This is a genomic window from Nostoc sp. (genome assembly GCF_036917615.1).
Classification (GTDB): domain Bacteria; phylum Cyanobacteriota; class Cyanobacteriia; order Cyanobacteriales; family Nostocaceae; genus Nostoc.
This window is the reverse complement of sequence record NZ_JBALCZ010000061.1, coordinates 59873-85528: the sequence shown is the minus strand read 5'-3', so window position 1 is coordinate 85528 and position 25656 is coordinate 59873. Positions and strand designations below refer to the sequence as shown.

The 25656-nt window shown below is 42.0% G+C and carries 24 protein-coding genes and 4 pseudogenes; 23 read left to right on the top strand and 5 right to left on the bottom strand.

Going from position 1 to position 25656, the window contains the following annotated elements:
- Positions 1-200 precede the first annotated feature (200 nt).
- The 8 genes from V7K85_RS21755 (at position 201) to V7K85_RS21720 (ending at position 5980) form a co-directional block, all read left to right on the top strand.
- Positions 201-758: a Panacea domain-containing protein gene (locus V7K85_RS21755; RefSeq protein WP_334816456.1), complete on the top strand. Its 558-nt coding sequence runs from the start codon at positions 201-203 to the stop codon at positions 756-758.
- Positions 751-1146 (top strand): hypothetical protein, encoded by a 396-nt coding sequence (locus V7K85_RS21750; RefSeq protein WP_334816454.1) that lies wholly within the window; start codon positions 751-753, stop codon positions 1144-1146. The genes V7K85_RS21755 and V7K85_RS21750 overlap by 8 nt, the downstream gene beginning before the upstream one ends.
- 146 nt (positions 1147-1292) lie before the next feature.
- Positions 1293-2387 carry a DUF4350 domain-containing protein gene (locus V7K85_RS21745; protein WP_334816452.1) on the top strand — a complete coding sequence of 365 codons (1095 nt, stop codon included), beginning with the start codon at positions 1293-1295 and terminating at the stop codon, positions 2385-2387.
- A gap of 56 nt (positions 2388-2443) precedes the next feature.
- On the top strand, positions 2444-3394 hold the full coding sequence (locus V7K85_RS21740) for an AAA family ATPase (RefSeq protein WP_334816450.1): 951 nt from the start codon (positions 2444-2446) through the stop codon (positions 3392-3394).
- Between the two features lie 115 nt (positions 3395-3509).
- Positions 3510-4154, top strand: a complete 645-nt coding sequence (locus V7K85_RS21735; protein WP_334816448.1) for a Type 1 glutamine amidotransferase-like domain-containing protein — start codon at positions 3510-3512, stop codon at positions 4152-4154.
- A gap of 223 nt (positions 4155-4377) precedes the next feature.
- Complete coding sequence (locus tag V7K85_RS21730; RefSeq protein ID WP_334816446.1) at positions 4378-4857, top strand: YbjN domain-containing protein; 480 nt, start codon at positions 4378-4380, stop codon at positions 4855-4857.
- A 186-nt stretch (positions 4858-5043) separates the two neighbouring features.
- Complete coding sequence (locus V7K85_RS21725; RefSeq protein WP_334816613.1) at positions 5044-5733, top strand: lipoate--protein ligase family protein; 690 nt, start codon at positions 5044-5046, stop codon at positions 5731-5733.
- 28 nt (positions 5734-5761) lie between these two features.
- The gene (locus V7K85_RS21720) at positions 5762-5980 is read left to right on the top strand and encodes a Type 1 glutamine amidotransferase-like domain-containing protein (protein WP_334816445.1); all 219 of its coding nucleotides are present in this window, start codon (positions 5762-5764) and stop codon (positions 5978-5980) included.
- A 938-nt stretch (positions 5981-6918) separates the two neighbouring features.
- Here V7K85_RS21720 and purH read toward each other — a convergent pair.
- Positions 6919-8463 (bottom strand): bifunctional phosphoribosylaminoimidazolecarboxamide formyltransferase/IMP cyclohydrolase, encoded by a 1545-nt coding sequence (purH, locus tag V7K85_RS21715; protein WP_334816443.1) that lies wholly within the window; start codon positions 8461-8463, stop codon positions 6919-6921.
- Positions 8464-8964: 501 nt separating this feature from the next.
- Here purH and V7K85_RS21710 point away from each other — a divergent pair.
- The 5 genes and pseudogenes from V7K85_RS21710 to V7K85_RS21690 all read left to right on the top strand — a co-directional run.
- Positions 8965-11466 (top strand): annotated as a pseudogene (locus tag V7K85_RS21710) (beta strand repeat-containing protein); the annotation flags it as partial.
- Between the two features lie 149 nt (positions 11467-11615).
- Positions 11616-13124 carry a calcium-binding protein gene (locus V7K85_RS21705; protein WP_334816439.1) on the top strand — a complete coding sequence of 503 codons (1509 nt, stop codon included), beginning with the start codon at positions 11616-11618 and terminating at the stop codon, positions 13122-13124.
- A gap of 195 nt (positions 13125-13319) precedes the next feature.
- On the top strand, positions 13320-13817 hold the full coding sequence (locus tag V7K85_RS21700; RefSeq protein ID WP_334816437.1) for a hypothetical protein: 498 nt from the start codon (positions 13320-13322) through the stop codon (positions 13815-13817).
- 46 nt (positions 13818-13863) lie between these two features.
- Positions 13864-13989 carry a hypothetical protein gene (locus V7K85_RS21695; protein ID WP_334816435.1) on the top strand — a complete coding sequence of 42 codons (126 nt, stop codon included), beginning with the start codon at positions 13864-13866 and terminating at the stop codon, positions 13987-13989.
- Positions 13990-14045: 56 nt separating this feature from the next.
- Positions 14046-14372, top strand: a complete 327-nt coding sequence (locus tag V7K85_RS21690; RefSeq protein WP_334816433.1) for a DUF6464 family protein — start codon at positions 14046-14048, stop codon at positions 14370-14372.
- Positions 14373-14633: 261 nt separating this feature from the next.
- Here the strand turns inward: V7K85_RS21690 and V7K85_RS21685 are convergent, their stop codons facing one another.
- A complete protein-coding gene (locus tag V7K85_RS21685) occupies positions 14634-14936 on the bottom strand; it encodes a Dabb family protein (protein WP_298913628.1) in 303 nt (100 codons plus the stop codon).
- 47 nt (positions 14937-14983) lie between these two features.
- Complete coding sequence (locus tag V7K85_RS21680) at positions 14984-15292, bottom strand: hypothetical protein (protein WP_334816431.1); 309 nt, start codon at positions 15290-15292, stop codon at positions 14984-14986.
- A gap of 232 nt (positions 15293-15524) precedes the next feature.
- Between V7K85_RS21680 and V7K85_RS21675 the strand changes: the two genes are divergently transcribed.
- From V7K85_RS21675 to V7K85_RS21660, 4 genes are all read left to right on the top strand, one after another.
- Entirely contained in the window at positions 15525-16784 is a 1260-nt protein-coding gene (locus tag V7K85_RS21675; protein WP_334816429.1) for an ABC transporter substrate-binding protein, read from the top strand.
- 7 nt (positions 16785-16791) lie between these two features.
- A complete protein-coding gene (locus tag V7K85_RS21670) occupies positions 16792-17742 on the top strand; it encodes a branched-chain amino acid ABC transporter permease (RefSeq protein WP_334816426.1) in 951 nt (316 codons plus the stop codon).
- A 103-nt stretch (positions 17743-17845) separates the two neighbouring features.
- Complete coding sequence (locus V7K85_RS21665) at positions 17846-18763, top strand: branched-chain amino acid ABC transporter permease (RefSeq protein WP_334816424.1); 918 nt, start codon at positions 17846-17848, stop codon at positions 18761-18763.
- A 29-nt stretch (positions 18764-18792) separates the two neighbouring features.
- Complete coding sequence (locus V7K85_RS21660; protein ID WP_334816422.1) at positions 18793-19584, top strand: ABC transporter ATP-binding protein; 792 nt, start codon at positions 18793-18795, stop codon at positions 19582-19584.
- A 14-nt stretch (positions 19585-19598) separates the two neighbouring features.
- Here V7K85_RS21660 and V7K85_RS36610 read toward each other — a convergent pair.
- Positions 19599-20664, bottom strand: a pseudogene (locus V7K85_RS36610) (Rpn family recombination-promoting nuclease/putative transposase).
- A 521-nt stretch (positions 20665-21185) separates the two neighbouring features.
- Here V7K85_RS36610 and V7K85_RS21645 point away from each other — a divergent pair.
- The 4 genes and pseudogenes from V7K85_RS21645 to V7K85_RS21630 all read left to right on the top strand — a co-directional run bounded on the left by V7K85_RS21645 (position 21186) and on the right by V7K85_RS21630 (position 23654).
- Positions 21186-22040, top strand: a complete 855-nt coding sequence (locus V7K85_RS21645) for an AraC family transcriptional regulator (RefSeq protein WP_334816420.1) — start codon at positions 21186-21188, stop codon at positions 22038-22040.
- Between the two features lie 251 nt (positions 22041-22291).
- A pseudogene (locus V7K85_RS21640) lies at positions 22292-23149 on the top strand (TonB-dependent siderophore receptor); the annotation flags it as partial.
- A 104-nt stretch (positions 23150-23253) separates the two neighbouring features.
- Positions 23254-23448, top strand: a complete 195-nt coding sequence (locus V7K85_RS21635) for a hypothetical protein (RefSeq protein WP_334816418.1) — start codon at positions 23254-23256, stop codon at positions 23446-23448.
- A complete protein-coding gene (locus tag V7K85_RS21630) occupies positions 23424-23654 on the top strand; it encodes a TonB-dependent receptor domain-containing protein (protein ID WP_334816611.1) in 231 nt (76 codons plus the stop codon). Before V7K85_RS21635 ends, V7K85_RS21630 begins: the two co-directional genes overlap by 25 nt.
- Before the next feature lie 258 nt (positions 23655-23912).
- Here V7K85_RS21630 and V7K85_RS21625 read toward each other — a convergent pair.
- Positions 23913-24146 (bottom strand): annotated as a pseudogene (locus tag V7K85_RS21625) (DUF4351 domain-containing protein); the annotation flags it as partial.
- 177 nt (positions 24147-24323) lie between these two features.
- Between V7K85_RS21625 and V7K85_RS21620 the strand changes: the two are divergent.
- On the top strand, positions 24324-25055 hold the full coding sequence (locus V7K85_RS21620; protein ID WP_334816416.1) for an ABC transporter ATP-binding protein: 732 nt from the start codon (positions 24324-24326) through the stop codon (positions 25053-25055).
- A gap of 33 nt (positions 25056-25088) precedes the next feature.
- Positions 25089-25652 carry a Uma2 family endonuclease gene (locus tag V7K85_RS21615; RefSeq protein WP_334816414.1) on the top strand — a complete coding sequence of 188 codons (564 nt, stop codon included), beginning with the start codon at positions 25089-25091 and terminating at the stop codon, positions 25650-25652.
- Positions 25653-25656: the final 4 nt, after the last annotated feature.

Here is a 25656-nt window from a genome sequence, read left to right as displayed (position 1 = left end):
AGGTTATGTGGAAAAGGCCACGAAAAACCTAACCCCCTTCCCAATGCAGGAAAGGGGAAAATTCAAAGTCTCTCTCCTTATAGGAGAGAGATTTAGAGAGAGGTTTTCCAGATCCCGTGAAAAGTCAGGGTAATGTGTCAGCGATCGCCAGGGTTTACAATAGAATTGTACTAGTGTGAAGCAGTCGCTTCAGAATGCTTATGCTAATCCAGTTTCGGTTTCATCCTGAGAAAGCTGTTGAAGCCGCAGCGGTACTCTTAAAGCTGCATGGTAAGCCTATGAAGTATTTAGGCTTACTTAAAATGCTTTACATAGCTGACCGTCTTGCATTGAAACGCATGGAACAACCGATTACTGGCGATAATTATGTGTCGATGGATCGCGGACCTGTTCTGAGCGGCGTTTATGACCTAATCAAGGGGAAGCCCGTTGATGATGCCTTACCTCTCTGGTCTAAATTCATTTCTCCTCGTAATGAAAATCATGTTTCCTTGTTACGTGATCCAGGAGACGAAGACCTTTGTGAAGAGGAAGAGGAAATCATTCAGCAGGTTTATAAAACTTTTGGGCATCTTGACCCTTTTGATGTTGCTGAGTGGACTCATGATCTTGCAGAGTGGAAAAACCCTTATGGTTCTGCCATTCCGATTTCGGTAGAGGATATTCTCAAAAATGTGGGCAAGAGTGACGAGGAAATCAGGGAAATTCAGCAAGAAGCCATTCGAGAAGCATATTTAGATGGGGTTTTGAATGGCTAGCATCACCATTAATTTGGGAGATGCATTTTTGCTGGATACGCCTCCTAACAGTGAACACCTCTACATCGCAATTGCACAAACTTCTGGAAGCAACTATCTGTTCGTCAATGTCACTAGCCGCAGACCGAATTCTGAAACTTCCTGTGTTCTCCTACCAGGTTCAGGTATACCAAGCTTTATAATCCATGAGTCGGTGATAGCTTATCAGTTTGCTCGTGAGATGGATACTACTCAACTAGCTCTTTTGATTACTATTGGTAGCCCTATTCCGAAAGGGACTTGTTCGATGGCTGTTATTACACAGATTCAGCAAGGTGGTTTAGTCTCCAAGCGATTGAAGAATAGGTATAAAACTGCTCTGAAAGCTTTCTTGGGAATACCACCGTAAGATGTCATAAGGCGCAGTCACATATAGAGAGCGCGTAGTGCTGGGAAACTGAGATAAAAATAATTATATTTTTGACTTTACCTGAAAAATAAGTAAGTATTAACACTAATGATCCTGAAACAAAGTGATTATAGTGAAAGTCGAAAATGAAACGTTCAAATCGCCTTGCTTGGATGGGAGCGATCGCACTAGCAGCGATCGTTTTACTTAGTTTGTTTGCGGCTCCCAATAATACTAAACTTAACACTGGCTCTACTTATAATCGCGCCTCCGATGGCTATGGTGCTTGGTATGCTTTTATGCAACAGCAGGGAATTTCTATCAAGCGCTGGCAAAAGCCTTTTACTGATATTCAGCCGGAGAACAGCCCAGTTACCTTCCTACAGGTAAGCGGTCATCCAAGGGAAACGATACTGAATAGTCAAGAGCGGGAATGGGTAGAAAAAGGGAATACTTTAGTTATTTTAAGTGCGGGGGCGCGGGTTACAGAAGCACAGTTTAGCACCATGCAGAAATCTCCCCAAGGTGATATCAAAATTGATACACGTAGACGATATAAGAAGGCTAATTCCAAGCAAGTTGATTTAGGCGATCGCTTTGGTGCTGTTGTCTGGGAAGAAAATTACAAAAAGGGAAAAGTGATTTTTTCTACCACTCCTTATTTAGCCGCCAACGCTTACCAAGATTATTTAAGTAATTTCAAGTATCTAGCCAATTTGGTTACGGAAAAAGGTAACACAGTATTTGTCGATGAATACATCCACGGCTATAAAGATGCCGATGTCAGAAAGAAAGAAAGCGAAGGAGATTTATCTAGTTTTTTTGCTAAAACTCCTTTATTTCCAATATTAGTGCAAGTAGGTATCCTACTATTGATACTAATTTGGGCGCAGAATCGCCGCTTTGGGAAGCCAGTAACTTTAGATACACCAGTTCTAGATAACAGCGAGGCATACATCCAAGCTTTAGCCGGAGTCTTGCAGAAAGCTGATACCACCGACTTTGTTGTAGAGATGGTGGGGAAACAAGAACAACTACAACTCCAAAAAGCTTTGGGATTAGGGCAAGTACTTTTAGAACGTCAAGCCTTGATCAATTTCTGGATAGAAAAAACAGGTGCAAGTCCAGCAGAACTAGATGCAGTTTTAAAGCTACAATCTCGCAAAGAACTCATCAGTGAACGAGAGCTGTTAAGCTGGTTGGGGAAATGGCGAACTATTAGGGGAATTCATAATTCATAATTAATTTTTGGAATTATGCATAATATTTCTGCATTAGTTATTTATCAATAAAAAATATGAGCGAAACCCATCCTATCTTAATTCGCCTTGGTCAAGGTCTTAATCAAGTAATTGTCGGACAATCTAGTCTAATACAGCAACTTTTAGTAGCACTGCTAGCGGGTGGACACGTAATTTTGGAAGGAGTACCGGGAACTGGTAAAACCCTCCTAGTAAAAGTGTTAGCGCAGTTAATCCAAGGGGAATTTCGCCGGATTCAACTAACACCAGATGTTTTACCTTCAGATATTACTGGTACAAATATTTTTGACTTGAATAGCCGCAATTTCACTTTCAAAAAAGGGCCAATATTTACCGAAGTGCTGCTAGCAGACGAAATCAACCGTACTCCTCCCAAGACACAAGCGGCGCTGCTGGAAGCGATGGAAGAGATGCAGGTAACACTGGATGGTGAAAGTTTGCCTTTACCAGATTTATTTTGGGTGATTGCAACCCAAAATCCCTTGGAATTTGAGGGGACTTATCCCTTACCAGAGGCGCAGTTGGACAGATTTTTATTTAAGCTAGTAGTAGATTACCCCGATCAAGCTGCCGAAAAGCAAATGTTACTTAATCGTCAGGCGGGTTTTGCAGCACGGCGTTTGGATATTAGCCGTTTGAAACCAATAGCAACAGTAGCCGAGATTTTGCAAGCACGACTTGCAGTCAAAGAAGTTAAAGTATCAGAAGCGATCGTTGATTATTTATTGGCCTTAGTTAGAACATCGCGTCAATATCCTGATTTAACTTTGGGTGCATCGCCTCGCGCCGCCGGTGCTTGGTTGCAGACATCTCAAGCCCTAGCGTGGTTAGCTAAAAGAGATTTTGTGACGCCAGATGATGTTAAAGCAGTTGCATCACCGCTGCTACGTCATCGCCTCATTTTGAAACCAGAGGCGATGCTGGATGGTTTACAAATGGATGCGGTAATTGCATCGGTAATTAATCAAGTACCAGTTCCAAGGTGAAAAAATTCTTTGTCAGGCTATACAAGTATTTGGGTAAAACGGGTGTAAGCAAAATGAGCGGGTATGGTGCTGTTGAGCAAACCTATAATTAAATTATCGTTTCAGCGATCGCCTTATGCGACAGTTGGTGCTTTACAGCGATCAAATTATCGCAGCAAATCAGCAGGTGGATTGGTATCTGCTTCAACTATTAGGCACGACTGCCGCACGCATTGGCTATATTTCCTCGTCAAGCGATCCAAAACGTCAGTACTTTACGGTAAAACAACAGTACTATCAACAGTATGATCTCGAACTCGCGCTCTACGTTGAACTCGATGTGGCATACAAAGCTAACCTTCTTGAACCGTTGTTCGCCTGTGATGCGATTCATTTATCTGGCGGTAATACCTATTACTTCTTATACTGGCTCCAGCAACACGGTTTGATGGAACGCCTCCAGCACTATGCTCTCCATCAAGGCGTGTTAATTGGCATTTCGGCTGGGGCAATTATGATCACACCGGAGGTATCCTCGGCGCGGCTGTGTGGTGATGCGCCCTATGCACCGCTTGCTACCTACCAGGAATTAGGTTTAGTAGACTTTGCGTTTGTGCCTCATGTGCAGGATACATCAGAGGATTATGCCCGTATGCAGGCATATGCCAACCACCAGCAACGAGTGCTATACGGTTGTCATGATGGAGATGGGATTGTAGTCGCTGGTGAAACGGTTACGTTGGTTGGCAATGTTGTAAGCATGACACCAAAAAGCGCATGAGTTCAGTGACTATGCCTAAAATATGTTCAATTTGCCGCGCTATCTGAAGTTACCTGAAATACTCTGTAAATAAGCTTTTTGATCGGAAGTTCACGATCGCGATCGCAGTCCCACACTTTGAGCATTTAGAAACTAGCCGCAAAAGGAAGCTCAAACTAACTACGTCCACAAGTTATAAAGTATGTGTAGATAAAACAGCGAGTATGTTGAGAAGAAAATCTGTATGACAAGCTCCCAAGAAACCGTAACTAGTAACGAATCCATTAATGAGCTAATCGCCGAGACGACAAGCATCAACCATCTGGAGGTAATTGAAAATGTCATTGATTCTTTGGAACAAGACGACAGTGCAATGGTTAGCCGCACTCCAGAGAGTGGTTATCTCTGGAAGTTTAAGTACGGAAGTGTGGAAGTCTTTGTCCAACTCAACGGGACAAGCGATGAAGACACCATAACGGTTTGGTCTACGGTGCTAAATTTACCTGCTAAAGATGAACCTAAGTTGATGCGGTATCTTTTGGAGTTGAACTGCTCCAGCACTTTTGAAGCGCGTTTTGGTATTATTGAAAACCGAGTGGTTGTGATCTCAACACGCACCTTAGCAGAGTTATCTCCTGGCGAAGTATCTCGACTTATTACCATTGTGGCAACGATCGCTGATAACAACGATGAAACTTTACAATCTGAATTTGGTGCGACTTGACTAATCGCTTCGCTTCAGTTAGGAGTTATGAGTGCTGAATCGTCAGTTATATAAACTTTTTAATTCAAAACTCCTAACTCCTAACTCCTAACTCCTAACTCCCAACTCCCAACTCATAACTCCTAACTCTTGAATTCTAAAGTGTGGCGACTAATTCCTTTGCTAGAGGCGGCTGGCAATGTGCAGATGGCGATTGACCGCTGGTTACTAGAACAGCACCAGTCTGGACATCCGCCAACCCTGCGCTTTTATACCTGGTCGCCACCTGCTATTTCTCTCGGCTATCATCAACGCCAATACCCTGAATATTGGCAAAATTTAACTTGGCAAGGGCAAAAACTGGATTTAGTGCGGCGTCCTAGCGGTGGACGAGCAGTGCTACACCAAGGTGATTTAACTTACGCTGTAGTCACATCTGGACTGGTGGGTAGTCGCCTCCAGGTATACGAAAAAATTTGTGAGTTTTTGATTCAAGGGTGGCGATCGCTTGGCGTAGAATTAGATTACGGTACGGCTGGGCGAGGTTACATCCATAACCCTAACTGTTTTGGCACTGCTACCAATGCAGATTTAGTTTTGCCAGATGGTGCCAAACTTATTGGTAGCGCTCAACTGCGACGTGGTGGGGTAATTTTGCAACATGGTTCTATCCGTTTGCAACCGGATGCTGAACTGTTCGATCAAGTATTTGGTGCAGAATCTTTTAGGAATGTACAACTGCCTCAAAGTCTGAGTGTGGAAAATATTATTGCAGCTTTAATTACCGCAGCTAGTTATTGTTTTGATATGCAGATAGAGGTGAAACCCCTCTCGCCGCTTGAGTGGGAGGAAATTTTGGCGAAACTGATTTCAGAGGTTGGTTCTCAGGTCATTTGATCGGATAGAAATAGAACATAATTTAAAAATGAGCACAAATTCAGTTCCTAAACAAATCATTGCAATAGGCGGTGGAGGCTTTTCAATGGAACATGAAAACCCTTTGCTGGATCGATATATCCTGGGATTATCCAAAAAGAAAAGACCGAGGATTTGTTTTATTCCTACAGCAAGTGGTGATTCTGACAAATATATTGTTAGATTCTACTCAGCTTTTATGTCAGCCATCTCATTTGTCATTGTTTAACCCACCGACATCGGACTTTCAGTAGACCGAAAAGTTTTGTGATGCCTACGGCGGGCTACGCCTACGCTAAAAAATAGTAGTCTACGATACCGTTTTTTTGAAAATGTAGAAGTGCTAATAGGCTTAGATAAATGATAAGATTCGCTTATAAAAAGCCCTAAGAATCGACTAAAATCAGCCGTATGGTAAACAAACTTCGCAGGCTACGCCATAGTTGCGGTCTACTGCTTGACGTAGAAACTCAAGCATCTGTTTAAGAACCTTTGACCTTTGACTTCCCCAAAGGGGCTGGCTTTTGAATGAGTGACTTTTGACTTCCGCCTTGCGGTACTAGGTAATTATCTCAATCATTCCAGCGAATCTGCAAGAACTTTTTTCTGCATACCAATTAAAAAGCGCCTGGGAGTGTTGCCGTGTTTCCACCCCAAACGCTTTTTATTTCTAACTTGCTCCTCACACAAATAAATACTATCACTGCTTCTATCAAAAGGTGAGTATAGTGAGTGACACTTTCAGAACTGCACCGCCAATTTAATTTCTGATACCATTTCACTAAATTTCTGCAACAAATACGTTGGAAACGCTATGACAAGCAATGCAATTTTTATATTTCTATATGCAAATTAAAAAACGCCTGGGAGTGTTGCCGTGTTTCCACCCCAGGCGCTTCTTATTTTTAACTTGCTCCTCACACACAAATAAAGATTATCACTACTTCTATCAAATGGCAAGTATATTGAGTGAGACTTCTAAAATTGCATAAGCAATCCAATTCTTGACAAATTAAAAAGCGCTTGGGAGTGTTGCCGTGTTTCCACCCCAGGCGCTTCTTATTTTTAACTTGCTCCTCACACACGACTTTATAATATCACCGCTTCTATCAAAAGGCAAGTATATTGAGTGACACTTTGAAAACTGCACACCTTACGGTCAAGAAATTAGTGTAAAAAGTGACGTACACCAGTTAAGACCATCACTAAACCCAGTTCGTTTGCAGCTTTGATTGAATCTTGATCGCGCAAACTTCCCCCTGGTTGGACAATGGCTGTAATTCCTGCTGCTGCGGCTGTTCTGACTGAATCATCAAAGGGGAAGAATCCATCGCTGGCGAGAATTGCAGCTTTGGCTTTTTCTCCAGCTTGTTCTAGGGCAATTTTAACTGAGCCGACGCGGTTCATTTGACCAGCACCTACTCCTAGTGTAGTGCGATCGCCACTGACAACAATCGCATTGGATTTCACATGTTTGCAAACTTTCCAAGCAAATAGCAATTCGGCTAATTCGCTGGCGCTGGGTTGACGTTCGGTGACTACTTGCCATTGACTAGTATCAGCAATGATGTCATCGCTAGCTTGGACAAGGAAACCACCTGCGATCGCTTTCACTGTATCCTTAGAACCACTGCTCAAATCAGCTAGAGTCAAAACCCGCACGTTAGATTTCTTGGCGAGGATTTCTTGAGCTTCTGCATCACAACTTGGTGCAACCACACATTCTAAAAATGTTTTAATCAACTCGCTGGCTGTTGCCGCATCAATTGGACGGTTGAGTGCGACAATCCCACCAAAGGCAGAAGTAGAATCAGCATTGAAAGCTTTTTGGTACGCTTCTGAAATAGTGCTTCCCAGCGCTGTACCACAGGGATTTGTATGTTTGATAATCGTTGCAGCTGGAGTATCGGTGAATTCAGCAATAATTCGGCGTGCAGCTTCTAAATCAACTAAGTTATTGTAACTAAGTTCTTTGCCTTGCAGTTTTATAGCGGCTGTCCATCCTGTTGGGGTAGTACCAGTTTGATACCAGGTGGCGGGTTGATGAGGGTTTTCGCCGTAACGCAGAGATTGCAATTGTGTGCCGCTAAGGGTGTACTGTTGTGTTCCTGCGAGGTAAGATGCGAACTGACAAGTCAGCGCTTGCGCTATCGCTTGATCATAACTAGCAGTGTGCAAAAATCCTTTTAACGCAGACTTTTGCCGAAACTCTAGGGATGCTTCGCCGTGATTTTGCCGCAATTCCTGCAAATACTCGTCATATTGTGCCGGATCACATAATACAGTCAGATGGGCAAAGTTTTTCGATGATGCTCGTAGCATTGCTGGCCCACCGATATCAATCTGTTCAACAGCTTCAGCCAATGTCACCCCTGGTTTAGCAATAGTTTCCTCAAAAGGATATAAATTTACCACCACTAAATCAATCGGGCGAATTTGGTTATTTTCTAAATCTGCAATATCTTGGGGAACATCTCGCCGGGCCAAAATCCCGCCATGAATTCGGGGATGCAGCGTTTTGACTCGGCCACCTAAAATTTCTGGAGAACCTGTGTAATCTGCAACTTTGGTAACTGGGAGTCCCGCATCTTTGAGGACTTGGGCTGTTCCCCCACTGCTGATTATATCAAAGTCAAATTCTTCAACCAAGCTACGGGCTAGGTCAATTAAACCAGTTTTGTTAGATACACTCAGCAGGGCTAGACGCGCCATTGATCAATTCCTTAAAAGTAGGCAACAAGCGAAGGATCTCAAGTTTTACATAAGCCTTGGTTCACTTCAAGACCTTTAGGAATCATTCTGAGATCCGGTAGTGGCATGGCAACAAAAGGAGTAGTACAGGTTCTCCGTACTCCGTTGATATTGAACAGTCTAGGCTAGCAAAAAGAAAAAGGTAGATAACTACTTAGCGATGTGACATCTCGCTTGTGCTTGGATTTCTTTTAAACCTGTTTTGGTTTTTGGATAGACTCTTAATATATACATTTATCAGCAAATAATATGAAGATTATACAAAGATATTTCTTTAAATATAGACATTTAAGTAAATATTCGGTATTTAGTTATTATCGGGTTATTTAGATATTTCCTATTTTCAAGCTAAACACCCACGGGCAATGTCAAGATTCGGCGAATTTTTGTGCCCGAAAACAGCACTAACAGCAACTTGAGAACTAAATTTACTCCAAAAATCAATTCAGGTAGGAAAAAATTATGGCAAATATCATTGGAACTAATGGTAACGATACGCTACTGGGTACTAACAGCGCGGATACGATTAAGGGTCTTGCAGGTAACGATACTATCACAGCTAATCAGGGCAACGACACCCTGACTGGTGGCGGTGGCAAGGATAAATTTGTTTACAACTACAACTACAGCTTCAGCGAGGGCACTGATACTATCACTGATTTCGGTGGGGTAGGTAAAGGAATAAACCCGACAGCAGCAGTGATTGCCGAAGTGGATACAATCAAATTCCAAGGCTATAACTTAACTGCCCGAAATCTGCTGCTCACCCAGAATGGTAAGAATCTGGAAATCACCTTTGAATACGTTGATGCCAAAGTTATCCTCCAAAACTTCAAATTAGAAAATTTGGAGAATCTGAAAGCCTCTGGAGCAAAACCAGCTGTTGGTAATATCCTGTTTGATGGGCAAACTAGCATTACCGACAGCTTTAATGTCCTGGATGCCAACTCGACTGAAACGAGCATCAGCATCAAGAACACGGTGACTTTCCTGAATGACCTTGACAATAATATTACAGGTTTAAACAACTCAGATGATGTGGTGAATGGTCAAGGGGGTAATGACAAAATCGACGGCTTAAGTGGCAACGACTTGCTGCGGGGTGGTGCGGGGAATGATACCCTCGTTGGTGGTGCTGGTAATGATGATCTCGTTGGTGGTGCGGGGAATAACACCCTCGTAGGTGACGCTGGTGATGATGGTCTCAATGTTGACTATTCAACAGGCAATAACTTACTCTCTGGAGGCGTTGGTGACGATCGCTTGAGTGCTACAGCTTCAAAAGGCAATAACCTACTTAATGGTGGCGATGGCAATGATTATCTTTCGACCTCTGGCAACTCGTCGTTCAACGACACAGACCCGGAAGCCCCTGACGATCCCTCCTTAGGCAATAACACCCTCAATGGTGGTGCTGGTGACGATAGCTTGTATGTTGGCTATTCATCAGGCAATAACCTACTCAATGGTGGCGATGGCAATGATACTCTTTCGGCCTCTGGCACCAACGGTAGATACGACGCATCCACTTCTGGCAATAATACCCTCAACGGTGGCGCTGGTGATGATCGCTTGGATGTTTACTTGTCAACAGGCAATAATCTGCTCTCTGGAGGCGATGGCAACGATACGATAAATGCGAGCACTACTGGCAATGATACGATAGATGGCGGAACAGGTGACGATTTATTGTCCTACTATTCTTATCCTAAGGGTATCACAACGACATTCAATGCTACTACTAACATTGGCTCAATTACGGATGGCACGAATCGGGTTAGCTACAAAAATATCGAACGATTATATATCACAGGTACAGAATACAATGACAACATTGTGGGGACCAATGGCAACGATATGATAGATGGGAGCCTTGGCAATGATATGATCGATGGAGGTAAAGGTGACGATTTATTGTCCATCAATTATGGCTATTATGATTATGGCAATTATTATACCAAGGGAATCACTTCGACATTCAATGCTACCACTAATACTGGAACAATTACGGCAGGCACGAATCGGGTTATCTACAAGAATATCGAACGATTAGATATCAGAGGTACAAATTTCGATGACTTGATTGTGGGGAGCAATGGCAACGATACGCTCTCCGGGGCCTTTGGTGGCAATGATACGATTGATGGGGGAACAGGTGACGATTTATTGTCGTTCGAGAACTATAATAATTCTACCAAGGGAATCACTTCGACATTCAATGCTACTACTAACATTGGCTTAATTACGAATGGCACGAATCGGGTTAGCTACAAAAATATCGAACGATTAAATATCTCAGGTACAAAATACGATGACTTGATTGTGGGGAGCAATGGCAACGATACGCTCGATCCGGGCAGGAGTGGAAATGATACGATAGACGGGGGAACAGGTGACGATTTATTGTCGTTCGAGAACTATAATAATTCTACCAAGGGAATCACTTCGACATTCAATGCTACTACTAACATTGGCTCAATTACGAATGGCACGAATCGGATTAGCTACAAAAATATCGAACGATTAAATATCTCAGGTACAAAATACGATGACTTGATTGTGGGCAGCAATGGGGATGATACTCTCGACGGTAGGGGTGGCAATGATATTTTCATAGGCGGCAAGGGTAATGATAGCCTAATTGGAGGATCTGGTACTGATACCTTTGCTTTCAATAGTTTCAATCAAGGCATTGATAGACTTGATGACTTCAAGGCGACTAATGACCTCATTCAAGTAACGGCTGCTGGTTTTGGTGGCGGGTTATCAATCGGTTCACTTCAGACAAGTCAGTTTACCCTCGGAGCATCTGCAATCACCAGCACTCAGCGATTTATTTACAACAACATTACAGGTGCATTGTTCTTTGATAAAGATGGCAGTGCAAGTGCCTTTACTCAGGTACAATTTGCACAATTATCGGCTGGGTTGTCACTAACCAAAAACAATTTTGCGGTTGTTTAACCGTGATTAACGCTCTATCACTCTAAGCAGAGAAAATAGAAAATGGTCGGATTGCGAGGTGTCTGAAATAGCAACTTGCATCCGATTCATCAATGCAATTATAGCGAGCGATCGCTCCAACAATTGATACTATTTCACTGAAGCTAGAAGTGGATAGTATCAAATTCCAAGGAAATGGATTGACTGCTCGAAATCTGCTGCTGACCCAGAATGGTAAGAATCTGGAAATCACCTTTGAAACGGAGCTGATTCCCAAAGTAATCCTCCAAAACTTCAAATTAGAAAACTTGGAGAGTCTGAAAGCTTCTGGAGCAAAACCAGCTGTTGGTAATATCCTGTTTGATGGGCAAACTAGCATCACCGACAGCTTTAATGTCCTGGATGCCAACTCCACTGAAACCAGCCTGGGCATCAAGAACACGGTGACTTTCCTGAATGACCTTGACAATAACATTACAGGTTTAGACAACTCAGATGATGTTGTGAATGGTCAGGGGGGTAATGACAAAATCAACGGCTTAAGTGGCAACGACCTTTTGAGGGGTGGTGCGGGGAGTGATATTCTCGTTGGTGGTGCGGGGAATAACACCCTCGTTGGTGACGCTGGTGATGATTTTCTCAATGTTGACTATTCAACAGGCAATAACTTACTCTCTGGAGGCGTTGGTAACGATGACTTGAGTGCTATAGCTTCAACAGGCGATAACCTACTTAATGGTGGCGATGGCAATGATACTCTTTCGGCCTCTGGCAACACGGCGTTCTACGACCCCAACCCGGACAACCCCAAAGATCCCTCCTTAGGCAATAATACCCTCAATGGTGGTGCTGGTGACGATTTTTTGAGTGCTAGCTATTCATCAGGCGATAACCTACTCAATGGTGGCGATTGCAATGATACTCTTTCGGCCTCTGGCACCGATAACAGATACGACACACCCACTTCTGGCAATAATATCCTCAATGGTGGCGCTGGTGACGATCGCTTGGATGTTTACTTGTCAACAGGCAATAATCTGCTCTCTGGGGGCGATGGCAACGATACGATAAATGGGAGCACTACTGGCAATGATACGATCGATGGGGGAACAGGTGACGACTTATTGTCCTCTCGCTTCTATTTTGGCGACTATTATCCTACCGAGGGAATCACTTCGACATTTAATGCTACTACTAACATTGGCTCAATTACCAGGGGCACGAATCAGGTTAGCTACAAAAATATCGAACGATTAGATATCTTAGGTACAGAATACGATGACTTGATTGTGGGAAGCAATGGCAACGATACGCTCACCGGGGGCGATGGTGGCAACGATACCCTCTATGGAGGATCTGGTACTGATACCTTTGCTTTTAATAGTTTCAATCAAGGCATTGATAGACTGTATGACTTCAACGTGACTAATGAACTCATTCAAGTAACGGCTGCTGGTTTTGGTGGCGGGTTATCAATCGGTTCACTTAAGACAAGTCAGTTTACCCTCGGAGCATCTGCAACCACTAGCACTCAACGATTTATTTACAACAACATTACAGGTGCATTATTCTTCGACCAAGATGGCAGTGCGAATGCCTTTACTCAGGTACAATTTGCACAACTATCGGCTGGGTTGTCACTAACCAAAAACAATTTTGCGGTTGTTTATCGTGATTAACGCTCTAGCACTCTAAGAGGATGTTTGAAAAGTCCTCTTGTCAGTCCCTTGGGTAAGCGTACAGCAAGCTACGCGTAGCGTCTCGTAGAGAAGATCGTCATAGACATCGCTGATATTCAAGGGATTCATTTAGTACATTTATACTATTTTGCTGCTAAAATGCCTTACAAGTCAGCAAGCCTTACTTGAGGTAGTATGAAAAAAATCCCAGACACGGACAGAAAGCCCATTTTGCTGAAAGTTTCGCTGTTGCAGCCGACATCTGTAACTACTGCTATAGTCCCACTGCAACCCCAAGAGAAAAAAATCATCAGTGAACGAGAGCGTTTTATAGCACAAGTCGAACGCATTAATCAGATGTCAGAGGAGTTGGAGGTAGCGATATTGGAGTTGAAAGCGATCGCTAACACACTGAATACTCAAAAACGTTACTCAGTTCTAAAATGCAAAAATATTTGTCAGTATTTGGCAGTTAGCGTCCCTTGGGTGAAACGAAAGCCAGACGAATCATTTATTCTGACGACGCGAAGAGTTGATTTATTCCGAGCCGAAAGGGAAGCAGCACTGCTAGCACAGCAACTTCGTCAGCAAACCAAAAAAAGATTAGCATCGCAGCGACATAGAAAAAACAAGAGTGGGGCTGAGGCTCACATAAAATGTTTGTTCAAAAAGGTATTAGTCAACAAATCTTAAAATTATCAACATTTAACGGCAACTCACCCCTAAGGTTGTAACAGTTATGCTGATTGAAGTGGCAGAAGGAACTTCTTCCTCAATAATTGTTAGATACTACACTGCCATTGCTAATTGCAACCACAGTTGGTGGCAATTAGGTAAAGCTGCCCTAATATTTGCACTCCCGTAAAACCAGAGTGCAACATCAGGGACAATCAATCAGCGCACAAAAGAGGTAAAAAGAAGGTGTTAAAGACACTTTTAGTGATTGCCGTTGGTTTTTTACCGTCCCTGATTTCCCTGTGGGTGATCCGCAAAACTCATTTGCGATCGCGCCTACGACTCAGACAAGCAGCCATGAATTTTCCACCGATGCAGGCACGGCAAAACGTCAGACCTGTTGAGAGCGATCGCTATTATTTAGAAGGTGTGGGTTACCTGATTGGCGACATCAGCTGCAAATTTAATGCCCGATCTGGCTACATCCGCTGTGCTGTCAATCCTGACGGCCCATGTAATGGTTGTCGTCACTACGAACCTAAGGGATTAGCTGGTAGTGAAAAAAGGACTTAATAAGTTTTACCTGACTAAATCTGGATTCAGAAAATCTTATTAGTAAGATAGATTTAAATTTTATTGTTTTGTGGCTCCCCTGACGGAGGGGTTTGAATCCCCTTCTAAATAGAACCTTCAGCAATAACTGCCTTCTTCAATGGGTCTTTCTATATATTAAAAAATAATCACCCTCTTCAAGTCCCCAACTTTCCCTGCTAAAGAACAGCCTCCCCAACTCCCCCATCAGAAGCTCACTGCTTCGCATTAAGTGTGAGTAGTTCAGCCTTCAAGATCAAATGCGATGACATCATCAATACACGATAATATTTCAACTTTGACTTTTTCATGAATAGGATGGGGTAAATAGGCATCGCGGGCAGCAGCGCTCTCAAAAGTCATTAAAAATCCGTGCGTATAACCCTGATTCAAGCCTTCGTTGCTGGAATATCTACCACCTGTAAAGTAGGTGATACCAGGAATCAATTTCGTGATTTCTTGGAGATGTCTAAATATATCTGCAATCTTTTCAGCAGGGGTTTGTGGTTGAAATTTTAACAAAACTATATGTTGAATTAGAGGCATCTAAAATTTCCTTGTTTATACTTGTGTAATTATTAGTGGTATACTGCTCAACTTTTGTGAATGGGGAGTCGTTGAGAAACTAACGCTAAACTCGACTTGATCCATTTTAAGCTATGTTCAGCTATCGCTTCAGCTTGAAACTGCGAATAACAGGCATTTAGCACAACACACTCGGTTCGATTAGAGAAAAGTTTAAATAAATTCGCCAATGCTTCTGAACTCACTAGTTTTGCCTGCCCAGTTGCATCCTCGAATAGCAGACCTTCCTGTTCTACTCTCTGACCGACCTGAGGCCCACTCCACGAACTGCTATTATCAGCCGTTGCATGAACACTGGTTGAATTAAACTCTACCAAAGGAAATTTTAGGTAAAATTTAGGTAAAAGTTTGTTTTACCTGGGATGGTAAAATCACGGCTAATTATAATTTGTATTGACAAACACTTTGAAAATTTGCCTTTGCATGGTCAAATAAGAATGATTTAATAGAATTCGTGCAAAAGTATAAATCTGCATAATTTTGTTTGCAGATTATGAAATTTACTATTAGCTTTTGCAAAATATCTAATAACTACATGATTATTTAACGATGAACAACGCGATCGCTCAGACAACAGCATTATTATCAACTTGCGCTTTGCTACTGACAGGCTGTAGTAGTGGCACTAAGACTGTGACTTCTGCAAATAATAGTCCAAATAGTACTACAAATAACACTGCAACTGATACCGCAGCGACAACGGGTACATTGTCAGGTGCTATTCCCATCGGTATTGCCGTTGCCCAAACTAGCAATGTAGCATTACTAGGTCAAGAGCAAGTCGCTGGAGCCAAACTTGCCGAGAAGTATTTCAATAGTAAAGGTGGTGTCAACGGGACTCCAATTAAATTGGTGTTTCAAGATACTAGCGGTGATGAAGCAGGGACAATTAACGCTTTTCAAACTTTAATTAACAAAGATAAAGTTATTGGGATTGTGGGCCCAACTTTGTCACAGCAAGCTTTTAGTGCTGATCCGATTGCCGAACGTGCAAAAGTACCAATTATTGGCCCATCCAATACTGCTAAAAACATTCCCGAAATTGGTGATTACGTTGCTCGTGTTTCGGCACCAGTTTCCATCGTCGCGCCTAATTCGGTGAAAGCTGCACTTAAGCAGAACCCCCAAATCAAAAAAGTCGCAGTTTTATATGCTCAAAATGATGCATTTAGCAAGTCAGAAACGGAGATTTTTCAACAAACAGTTAAGGATCAAGGGCTGGAATTGGTAACAGTACAAAAGTTCCAAACCAGTGATACAGATTTTCAAAGCCAAGCTACGAATGCGATTAATCTCAAACCAGATTTGGTGATTATTTCTGGTTTGGCTGCTGATGGTGGTAATTTAGTCCGACAATTGCGGGAACTGGGTTATAAAGGCTTAATTGTCGGTGGAAATGGTCTAAATACATCGAATTTATTGCCAGTTTGTAAGGCACTTTGTGATGGCGTGTTGATTGCTCAAGCCTACAGTCCAGAACATCCAGGTGAAATTAACGCGGCATTTCGCAAAGCCTATACTGAGGAATACAAAAAAGAGCCACCCCAATTTAGCGCCCAAGCTTTTACAGCGGTGCAGGTTTATGTGGAAGCACTCCAAGCTTTAGATAAAAAGAGCAAAGTCAACAAATTACAGCTACCAGAATTGCGGACAGAATTAAACAAACAGATACTTGTCGGACAATACAATACACCATTGGGTGAAATTGGTTTTACTCCCATAGGTGAAGTTGTTCAAAAAGATTTCTATGTAGCCCAAATCAAGATGGCAAAAGACGGAAGCCAGGGTAAATTCACATTTATAAAATAGTTGCTACATGAATATAAATTTGTTTTTGCAGCAATTATTAAATGGGTTATCCATCGGCAGCGTCTATGCAATTTTTGCCTTAGGATATACCTTGGTTTATTCGATTTTGGGCATCATTAATTTAGCTCATGGCGCGATTTTTACCTTGGGTGCATATTTCACTTATGCACTCATGGGTGGTAACTTTGGGTTTAACGGCTTGTTGGCTAATGCAGCCCTGCCGATAAAATTACCATTTGCTATATCCTTAATATTAGGAAGCACCTTGGCGGGATTAGTAGGGATAGTGATGGAACGCGTTGCTTTTCAACCCTTGCGGCGTCAAGGATCTGACCCCTTACTAACTGTTGTTTCTAGCTTGGGGGTAGCAGTGGTAATTGTGAATTCAATCCAGTATTTAGTAGGCGCAGAAAGTTATACATATCCTGCAAATACTTACGGTAATTTGCCACCGGCTATTAACTTTGGTAGTCCAGAAAACCCAATTCCTATTCGCAGTGTTCAGGTGGTAATTTTTACTGTATCAGTTGTGATTGTGGCAATTCTTACCTATTTTATCAATCGAACTAAATATGGCAAGGCAATGCAGGCGATCGCAGAAGATCCAACTACAGCTAGTTTGTTAGGAATTAATAGCGATCGCTTTATCATCTTAACATTCTTCATCAGCAGTTTTTTAGCAGGATTAGCAGGAACTTTAGTCGCCTCTAGTGTTAGTATTGCAGGGCCATATTTCGGCATTGCTTTTGGGTTGCGGGGTTTAGCGGTAATTGTCTTAGGTGGTTTGGGTAGTATTCCCGGTGCAGTGTTGGGAGGTTTGTTAATTGGACTAGTAGAGGCGTTTGTACCCGCCGAATACTCTGGATATAAAGACGCAGTAGCCTTTGGAATTTTGTTTATCATGCTATTAGTTAGACCCCAAGGTTTACTGGGACGGCGGTTTATTCAGAAAGTGTAGTAAGAGGAAGTTAGGAGTTAATAGTTAGGAATTGTGAGTTTAAATCCTCTTAAATCCCAACTCATAACTCATAACTCATAACTCATAACTTATAACTTAAAAAATGGCTGATTTTTTCGCTACTTACGGTTCTCTAATTGTCTCTATGGTATTGGGGGCGCTACTAGGGTTATCGCTTTACTTACCGCTAATGACAGGACAATTATCTTTAGCTAGTCCGGGATTTTATGCTTTAGGTGGATATATTGCAGCAATTCTCTCCACAAAAGTTTTGACATCTAGTAGTAGTTTATATCCCATTCCATTGTTGTTATTGGAGATGTTAATTGCTGGTGTAATTTCTGGTTTATTGGGTGTAGTAGTGGGAATTCCAGCGTTGAGATTACGAGGAATTTATTTAGCGATCGCTACTATTGCTTTTGTGGAAGTTCTGCGCGTGATCTCTCTCAATTTAGATATTACAGGTGGTGCTGTCGGGATTTTTGGCATACCTCAACCTTTCCAAACACAACTTGAATATTTATGGATTGCTCTGCCCTTACTATTAATTAGTATGGTACTGCTTTACCGTTTAGAACGCATCCGCGTCGGCAGGGCTTTTATAGCTATCCGCGAAGATGAATTAGCTGCGGGTGCAATGGGAATTAATCCCACTTATTACAAAGTTTTGGCGTTTACACTAGGGGCTATACTTGCAGGGGTTGTAGGTGCAATTAGCGCCCACTTCCTTAATACTTGGAATGCTCGTCAAGGTACTTTTGATGCCAGTATTATATATTTAACTTTTGTTTTGATTGGTGGTTCGAGAACTTTCTTAGGAGCGGTAGTCGGAGGTATTGTATTTACAGCCTTACCAGAGATTCTGCGAAGCCTAGCTGATACTGGTGGTTTACCTAATTGGTTAGCACAATTTTTGCGAGATGGGAGATTAATTATTTTTGGCTTACTAATAGTAACAGGTACAATCTTTTTCCCCCAAGGACTAATTACTCCAGATATTTTTCAAAGACGCAAAATCTAAAAGTGAATTATTCAAAATAATATGTAAAAATGTCACATAGTATTCCAGCAGCTAATAACAGTATTGTCTTAGAAGCAAGAGCATTGACTCGCCGCTTTGGTGGTCTAGTGGCGGTAAATAATGTATCTTTTAGTGTAAATAAACATGAGATTTTTGGACTGATTGGCCCTAATGGTGCTGGCAAAACAACACTATTCAATTTGATTACCGCTTTCATTCCACCTTCTAGCGGTAAATTAATTTATCAAGGTGGAGAAATTGCCCAACTGCGTCCTCATCAAATTGCTACTTTAGGAATAGCTCGTACCTTCCAAAATATCCGCTTGTTTGGGGAATTATCGGCATTAGAAAATGTGATAATTGGCCGACATTTACACACTAAAAGTAATATGATCACAGGAGTTTTGGGATTACCACCAGCGCCTAATGAAGAACTTAAAACTAAGCAAAAAGCTTTAGATTTATTGGATTTGGTGGGATTGAGCGATCGCGCTGACGAAAAAGCCAAAAACTTTGCTTATGGTGATCAACGTCGGCTGGAAATTGCCCGCGCTTTAGCATTAAAACCGCAAATCTTACTTCTTGACGAACCGGCGGCGGGGATGAACCCCAACGAAAAGCAGCAACTCAGTGCATTTATTCGTAGCCTTCGCGATCGCTTCAATTTGACGATCATCCTGATAGAACATCATGTACCCTTAGTGATGGGTTTGTGCGATCGCATTGCTGTATTAGATTTCGGTCAATTAATTGCTTTGGGTGAACCATCTGTAGTCAGAAGTAATCCGGCTGTAATTGAAGCTTATTTAGGCAATGAATGACTATCTGTCTCAAATTACAAAACCTGTTGTAATTCCTCAATATTATTTGCAGTTACAACATTCCGTAAAATTGTCTTCAAACGCTCTAAATCATTAATTTGGTTGATTTGTGGCATTAACTGTAACCCGTTATCACCGAATTTCAACTCTAAATTAATTTCAATACTAGAAAGTATTCCTCGCAGTTCCCCGCGTGCTTCCCCGCGTGCTTCTCCGCGTGCTTCTCCTTCGCGTAAAATTTCCTGATACCAAGGTGACTCACGTAATACAGTCATATCCCACCTCATGATTTCTTGAATTAGGGCATTCTCTAAAACAAACGTAGCAAAAAAAGCTAAGACTGTTTCCAGTTGGTTTAGTTGTTCATCAGCACGGAGAATTTGCAATGCTTTTCTAATAGTAGATTCATTTTCACCACCTTTAAGAATAGGTACAAACGGCAGTAATGATGGTAAAGGTTGTTCAAAAGCAATGTTGACATCGACTTCCCACAGGTTAATTACTGGAGTTTAGACTAAGCCATGCAAAAAGACCCAGCAGGGCTGAGTGAATCAGAGACTTAGCAAAAGTATGAACAATCTTTGATATTAAACAGCTACAGATGCTTCTTTCCGAGGTGGAGTTGCTGTCTTTTTAACTGTAGGGAAACGGTTTTTACGTAGACGAGGTTTTCCTGGTGTCCTAAACTCCAGTAATTACCCGATAATCTTGTATTGCCCGTAATCCAGCAATATTTGATGTAAAGCTTGTAGGTATTTCTTTGTTACCAGTTTTAAGAATGTTAATGAGAACGGGGTATGTTGCTAAATTATATTTTTCTTCCGCAAGTGCAGCGTATGCACGCATCCGACGTGGCATTTTGGATTGATAGCGTAATTGCAATTCGTTGAGAAGCAGAAATTCTCCGTGTTGGGGACTTGTGACATGGATTAATACATCACTTTCTCGGCTAATCCACTGGAATTCACTGGTGAGAATTTCTCCGGCAACGAGATTAGGAATCTGCGTTACCCATCTTACCCAGTTGTCGGGTGCAAGACTGATTAATTTTTTGGTGCTGACATCAGCAGGTTTTGCCATCGAGGTGTAGATGCTCTCAAGAAGTGAGATTTATCGTAACTTGAAGTGTGGTATTACATCTAAAGAATATTTATGAAGTAAGCTTTTAGCTGCTTTATTCGTCCGCAATGTTGGTAACAGCTAGTGATGGGGTTGTGCGAGCGCCAGTTATTAAACATCTGCGAAAATTAATTATGCGTTCACTCAAACCCTTGTAAAGACGCGAAATTTCGCGTCTCTACATTCTTTTCTGGAGATGTCTATTAAGAATAAGTTACGAAAAAATTTGGGTGATGGCTACGCCTACGCGTGGCTTGTGTGGTAACTGAAAACTGCTATAAGCGATACCGACCGTAAGCTTTGCTAACGTCATACTAACCTATAATTAATAATAACTTTTATCATTATCACTAAGCATAACAATTACCCTGACGCACAAAGAGGAGCGAGAACTGTGGGCAGAAGCTAAACTGAACAGCCTACAAAACCCAGAGCCTTATGAATTTCTTTATCAAGTACCCAAGCAACTGGGCAAAGGATATGTGCGAGATATTGAGGTGTATCCCCATCTCTGGCTTTCAATTAGTGACTCTGAATATCACGATGATGTATTGGAGGAAGTTCTTGAATATAATCATCCTCTGCAATTTTGTGTCGAGCTTTTAGGAGTTAACACAGACGATACACTGATCTCTGGTGCTGGCGTTCAACGCTCATGGACTTTCAAGACTCCAAAATTCCAACGGAGTGTGTGCGTTGATATTCACATGCCACCTTCGCTATTGGCAACCTTTTTCCCGACAGAGGGCGGCGAAATTCCTTCCCAGTTCAGCTTACTGGCGAAAGGTGATGATTGGCAGACAATGCTACACCCCAAAAAGACTACTGCTGTCAACTCTGTGGCAGAGCAAATTATTAACTGTCCTTATCAAGGAATCACCAAGCGGATGTATTTGCAGGTGAGAGTGCTGGAACTGATCAGGTTGCAGTTAACTCCGATAATTACTGATCGAGGTGGACTGCAACCACAACCGAGATTTAGAGCCGGAACTGTCGAGCGGATATACCAAGCAAGAGAAATTTTACTCTCCCGCCTAGAAAATCCACCATCATTATTAGAATTAGCACAACTTGTGGGGGTTAGCGATGCCTGCGGCGGGCTACGCCTACGCACCCTCCAACGTGGTTTTCAGCGACTCTTTAGTACTACCGTATTTGGTTACTTGACAGATAAACGCATGGAGCGAGCAAAATGCTGGCTCAGAGAAGGAAATCGCACAGTGCTAGAAGTAGCAATTATGACTGGTTACTCCAATCCCACACACTTTAGTGTTGCTTTTAAACGTAAGTTTGGTATCTCTCCGAGTCAGTGTTTGTTGGGAAAAAAGTCTGTTTAACGATGATTAGGGACTTCTTAATTACGAATTACGAATTATTCTGGTCAGTGTTTATTGCCAGAAAAGTCTGTTTGACGATGATTAGTTCTGTATTGGGGTAGACACGACCATCGAATTCCTGTAATCTACATTTCGAGTTTATTCATAAATCTTCTCAACAAAGAGGTTTTCTGTTACTGGAGTGTGAGGAAAAAATTCATGAAAATTCAGCGATCGTTGTCTAATATTTGGCTGTGGTTGGTGATCAGTTTTCTGCCTTTACAGATGCACTTGGTATTTATATCCAAGATCGAATATCCCTAAGTGAGAATCTGAAGTTGCTGTTGGGTGTCCGGTTTGATGCCTTTAAACAGACAGATGGAGATTTGGTAGCAAACACCGAAAGTAGCCAGTCAGGAGATGCGTTTAGTCCTCGTTTCGGTATTGTCTACCAACCCCTACCACCAATTTCACTCTATGCCAGCTACAGTCGCTCGTTTACCCCAGCGATTGGAACTAGCTTTGATGGCAGCACCTTTGAACCTGAACGTAGCACCCAGTATGAAGTCGGGGTGAAGGCAGATTTGAATGAGAGAATTTCTACAACACTTGCTTTCTATAATCTGACTCGCTCCAATGTTTTGACTGAAGATCCAAATAATCAAGATTTTTCGATTCAAACAGGTGAGCAGCGCAGTCGGGGTATCGAATTCAACATTGGGGGTGAAATATTACCCGGTTTGAATGTGATTGCAGGTTATGCTTACACGGATGCCATAATCACCAAAGACAATACTTACACATCAGGTAATTATCTCAACAATGTCCCAAAAAATAGTTTCAATTTGTGGACGAAGTATGAAATTCAATCTGGTAGTCTCAAAGGACTCGGCTTTGGTTTGGGATTATTCTATGTGGGCGAACGGCAAGCAGATTTAGAGAATAGCTTTCAGTTGCCGAGCTATTTCCGTACTGATGCTGCTATTTTCTATAAACAAGGACAGCTTGGCGCACAGCTTAATTTCAGAAATCTGTTTGGTGTGGATTATTTTGAGTCTGCTCGTGACCTTTTGCGTGTTTATCCTGGTGAGCCGTTCACAGTGCAGGGCACGATTTCGTGGGAGTTTTGATCTTCCTTAGTCCCTTCAAAAGGTTACTAAGCTAAAAATTGTATTGATTCATAAATCTTCTCAATAAAGAGGGTTTTGGTTACTGGAGTGTGAGGAAAAAATTCATGAAAATTCAGCGATCGTTGTCTAATACTTGGCTGTGGTTGGTGATGATTTTTCTGCCTTTGTTCATGGCACAATCTGTACGGACAGAAGTGAAACACAATTCACCAACAGTAATTACAACAATTAAGCGACTGAGCGAGATTGAACACCCAGCCACCAAGCTTACCAAATTACCAAGCAAAACATTGTTGTAGACGATCCAGCTAATCCGGGATTTAGCCTTCAGGTTGGTGAACAACGCAGTCGAGGCATTGAACTAGATGTTGCTGGTGAAATCTTGCCGGGATGGAAAATCATTGCCAATTATGCCTATATTGATCCGGAAATCACTGAAGATACCAGATCACAGTACAAAGGGAATGAACCGAGTAATGTTGCCCGAAACAGTGCCAGTTTATGAACAACTTATGAAATTCAAACTGGAGGTTGGAAGGGGTGGAGTCAGTTTTGTAGGCGACAGACAAGGAGACTTGGAGAATACATTCACGTTGCCTAGCTATGTGCGAACCGATGCAGACAAAATACTCATAAATTCTTCTAAAGAACTCACAGCGATACCTCCGGTAAGCTCCGCTAACGCGCTATCCATTAAAGTTTCTAATTGCTCCACACTCTGGCCCTCAAGCCTTGCTTCTACCTTTTGGGGAATTTCGCCAAAGCGTAGAGGCATATGGGCTGTGTAACGCAACTGTAACTCGTTAAGTACCAGAAAATCCCCGTTGGTAGTGCTGTATGCCTTCACCAAAACATCTGTTTCGCGGCTAATCCACTGAAGCTCAGAGCCGAGAATTTCTTTTGCCACGACTTCAGGAAGCTGTGTTACCCACTGTACCCATGCATCCGGAGCTAAATTAATTAGTCGCTTGCTACCAATATCTGCTGCTTTTGCCACAGGACGCTTGATATCTTGATCAGTAAATAATGGTACATCATAAAGATTGCAGTATTCTGGCGTTGGTTTTTAAGTTGAAGCAATGTCTACGATGGGTTACGCTTATGCATTGTTTTAAGAAATGTATGATTGATGTATGTTAGGTATTGAATAAACATTTCTGAATGTAAACCGCCGATGAAATCTGATAGTAGACCAAACTATACAATTTTAGAAGTTCAAGAACTTGATGTTAATTATGGCGGCATCCAAGCTCTGAAAAAGATTAATTTAATTATTCAAAAAGGTGAGGTGGTAACTCTAATTGGTGCCAATGGTGCTGGAAAAACTACTACACTTCGCGCTATATCTAAAATAGTTAATCCTCAGAGTGGCGTGATTATCTATAATGGACATAATATTACCCGCCGTCAAGCTCATGAAGTTGTACAACTTGGTATCGCCCATTGTCCTGAAGGACGCAGAGTATTAGCGCGACAAACAGTCTTTGATAATTTACTTTTAGGTGCTTATATTCGCTCCAATCAAGCCGAGATAAAAGCAGATATTCAGCGTCAATTTGAGCTATTTCCACGATTGTCACAAAGACGTGATCAACTAGCAGGAACCCTCAGCGGTGGTGAACAACAAATGTTAGCGATCGCTCGGGCTGTAATGAGTAAACCACAACTATTGCTTTTAGATGAGCCTAGCTTAGGTTTAGCACCTGCGATCGTCCGAGAAATCTTCTCCATTATTGAAAATCTCCGGGCTACAGGCGTTACTATTCTGTTAGTTGAACAAAACGCTAATCTGGCGCTACAAATTGCCGATAGAGGATATGTTTTAGAAGCTGGTTCTATAACCTTAACAGGCGCAGCATCAGAATTAATTAGTGATGAGCGAGTTAAAAAAGCTTATTTAGGGTAATTAATTAAATGGAAACTAGGAAGGTACAAGCGTATGGTAAGATCACCAATTAAACCCCTAACTTTAGAAGAATTTTTGAAACTACCAGAAACAAAACCTAGCTCAGAATACATCAATGGTCAAATTATTCAAAAGCCAATGCCACAGGGAAAACATAGTATTCTTCAGGGTGAACTAGTCAGTAATATCAATTCTGTAGCTAAGCCTCAAAGAATTGCCCTTGCATTTCCAGAATTGCGGTGTACTTTTGACGGACGTTCAATTGTGCCAGATGTAGCAGTGTTTGCTTGGGAACGGATTCCCTTAGATGAGCGTGGAGATGTGGCGAATGTCTTCAAAACACATCCAGACTGGACAATTGAGATTCTTTCGCCAGATCAAAGCCAGACTAAAGTAACCGGAAATATCTTGCATTGTCTAAAGCATGGTAGTCGCTTGGGTTGGCTAGTTGATCCAGATGATCGTTCTATTTTAGTTTATCCACTAAAGCAGCAACCAGAACTTTTACAAGAAGAACAAGAAATACTACCAGTTCCCGATTTAGTTAGCGATTTTCAGTTGACTGTTGGGCAACTATTTGGATGGCTTAAGTTATAGGATA

Bases quoted from the DNA above. Each gene is read 5' to 3' on its own strand.
- V7K85_RS21755 (WP_334816456.1), top strand. From the start codon at position 201: ATGCTAATCCAGTTTCGGTTTCATCCTGAGAAAGCTGTTGAAGCCGCA.
- V7K85_RS21750 (WP_334816454.1), top strand. From the start codon at position 751: ATGGCTAGCATCACCATTAATTTGGGAGATGCATTTTTGCTGGATACG.
- V7K85_RS21745 (WP_334816452.1), top strand. From the start codon at position 1,293: ATGAAACGTTCAAATCGCCTTGCTTGGATGGGAGCGATCGCACTAGCA.
- V7K85_RS21740 (WP_334816450.1), top strand. From the start codon at position 2,444: ATGAGCGAAACCCATCCTATCTTAATTCGCCTTGGTCAAGGTCTTAAT.
- V7K85_RS21735 (WP_334816448.1), top strand. From the start codon at position 3,510: ATGCGACAGTTGGTGCTTTACAGCGATCAAATTATCGCAGCAAATCAG.
- V7K85_RS21730 (WP_334816446.1), top strand. From the start codon at position 4,378: ATGACAAGCTCCCAAGAAACCGTAACTAGTAACGAATCCATTAATGAG.
- V7K85_RS21725 (WP_334816613.1), top strand. From the start codon at position 5,044: ATGGCGATTGACCGCTGGTTACTAGAACAGCACCAGTCTGGACATCCG.
- V7K85_RS21720 (WP_334816445.1), top strand. From the start codon at position 5,762: ATGAGCACAAATTCAGTTCCTAAACAAATCATTGCAATAGGCGGTGGA.
- purH (WP_334816443.1), bottom strand. From the start codon at position 8,463: ATGGCGCGTCTAGCCCTGCTGAGTGTATCTAACAAAACTGGTTTAATT.
- V7K85_RS21700 (WP_334816437.1), top strand. From the start codon at position 13,320: ATGAAAAAAATCCCAGACACGGACAGAAAGCCCATTTTGCTGAAAGTT.
- V7K85_RS21695 (WP_334816435.1), top strand. From the start codon at position 13,864: ATGCTGATTGAAGTGGCAGAAGGAACTTCTTCCTCAATAATTGTTAGA.
- V7K85_RS21685 (WP_298913628.1), bottom strand. From the start codon at position 14,936: ATGCCTCTAATTCAACATATAGTTTTGTTAAAATTTCAACCACAAACC.
- V7K85_RS21675 (WP_334816429.1), top strand. From the start codon at position 15,525: ATGAACAACGCGATCGCTCAGACAACAGCATTATTATCAACTTGCGCT.
- V7K85_RS21670 (WP_334816426.1), top strand. From the start codon at position 16,792: ATGAATATAAATTTGTTTTTGCAGCAATTATTAAATGGGTTATCCATC.
- V7K85_RS21665 (WP_334816424.1), top strand. From the start codon at position 17,846: ATGGCTGATTTTTTCGCTACTTACGGTTCTCTAATTGTCTCTATGGTA.
- V7K85_RS21660 (WP_334816422.1), top strand. From the start codon at position 18,793: ATGTCACATAGTATTCCAGCAGCTAATAACAGTATTGTCTTAGAAGCA.
- V7K85_RS21635 (WP_334816418.1), top strand. From the start codon at position 23,254: ATGAAAATTCAGCGATCGTTGTCTAATACTTGGCTGTGGTTGGTGATG.
- V7K85_RS21620 (WP_334816416.1), top strand. From the start codon at position 24,324: ATGAAATCTGATAGTAGACCAAACTATACAATTTTAGAAGTTCAAGAA.
- V7K85_RS21615 (WP_334816414.1), top strand. From the start codon at position 25,089: ATGGTAAGATCACCAATTAAACCCCTAACTTTAGAAGAATTTTTGAAA.